The organism is Delftia sp. ZNC0008 (assembly GCF_000799035.1).
In the GTDB taxonomy this organism is placed as follows: Bacteria; Pseudomonadota; Gammaproteobacteria; order Burkholderiales; family Burkholderiaceae_C; genus Comamonas; species Comamonas tsuruhatensis.
The window spans coordinates 1-1,425 of record NZ_JTKZ01000498.1; the positions used below are offsets into that span (position 1 = coordinate 1).

Here is a 1,425-nt window from a genome sequence, read left to right on the forward strand (position 1 = left end):
CCGCGTGCCCGAGGATGCGGCGGCGCGCGACTGCACGGCCATGGAACTGCTCACCGCCAGCGTGCTGCTGCGCCGGCAATGGGCGGCCAGCGAAGGCCAGGCCCCCCACCTGGCGCGCCGCCTGCTGGCCGAGCCGCAGTCCAAAGGCCAGGCGCGCGTGCGATCCACGCTGAGCGCGCCCGTGCAGCGCTTTGCCGTGCAAAGCCTGCAGCAGCAGTTGCGCGAGCTGCAGGGCCGCAACGTGGAGGACGGCGCCATCGTCGTGCTGGACAACGCCACGGGCGAGGTGCTGGCCTGGGTGGGCTCGTCGGGCGAATTGAGCCAGGCGGCCGAGGTGGATGGCGTCACGGCCATGCGCCAGCCCGGCTCCACGCTCAAGCCCTTTCTCTACGCCCAGGCCATTGCCGAGCGGCGGCTGACGGCGGCCTCGCTGATCGAGGATTCATCGGCCCACATTCCCACGCAGAACGGGCTCTACATCCCGCAGAACTACGACCGGCGCTTCAAGGGCTGGGTCTCGGCGCGCACGGCGCTGGCGTCGTCGCTCAACGTGCCGGCTGTGCGCACCCTGGTCATGGTCACGCCCGATGCCTTCTTCTCGCAACTGCAGCGCCTGGGCCTGCCGCTGCGCGAAAGCGGCGGCTACCACGGCTTCAGCCTGGCGCTGGGCAGTGCCGAGGTGCCGCTGCTGCAGCTCACCAACGCCTACCGCGCCCTGGCCAACGGCGGGCAGCTGACGCCCGTGCGCTGGGCGGCGCAGCCCCCGGGTGCCGGGACCGCAGCGCAAAAGCCGGCTGCGCCCGTGCAGGCCATCGACGCACGCGCGGCCTTCATCGTGGGCGACATCCTGTCCGATCCCATGGCGCGCGCGCCCACCTTCGGCACGGACAGCGTGCTGGCCACGCGCTTCTGGTCGGCCGTCAAGACCGGCACCAGCAAGGACATGCGCGACAACTGGGCCGTGGGCTGGTCGCAGCGCTACACCGTGGGCGTGTGGGTGGGCAATGCGCGCGGCGAGGCCATGCACTCGGTCAGCGGCACCAGCGGCGCGGCACCTGTCTGGGCCGCCGTGATGGGCTTCCTGCATGCCCGCACACCCAGCCGCGCGCCCAAGGCGCCGGCGGGCGTGCTGCAGCAGGCCGTGCGCTTCGGCCCCGATGCGTCGGGCCTGCCGCTGGAGAGCGCGCGCAGCGAATGGTTCGTGGCAGGCACGCAGCAGAGCCTGTTCGCCATGGCGGGCAGCGGCCTGCCTGCCGCATCCGCATCAACACGCGGGACTTCGGCCGCCTCGCCCGTGCGCATTGCGCGCCCGGCCAACGGCACCATCCTCGCGCTGGACCCCGACATTCCGCCAGACCGCCAGCGCGTGCAGCTGTCGGCCCGCCCCGCAGGCACGGCCGCCACGCAGGAATGGCAGGACTCCAG

At 72.7% G+C, this 1,425-nt stretch carries 1 protein-coding gene; it reads left to right on the forward strand.

Annotated elements, in window-relative coordinates; translation table 11 throughout:
* Positions 1 to 1,425 (forward strand): penicillin-binding transpeptidase domain-containing protein (locus tag L995_RS16830; RefSeq protein WP_047472713.1); only part of this gene is annotated, 1,425 nt, incomplete at both ends.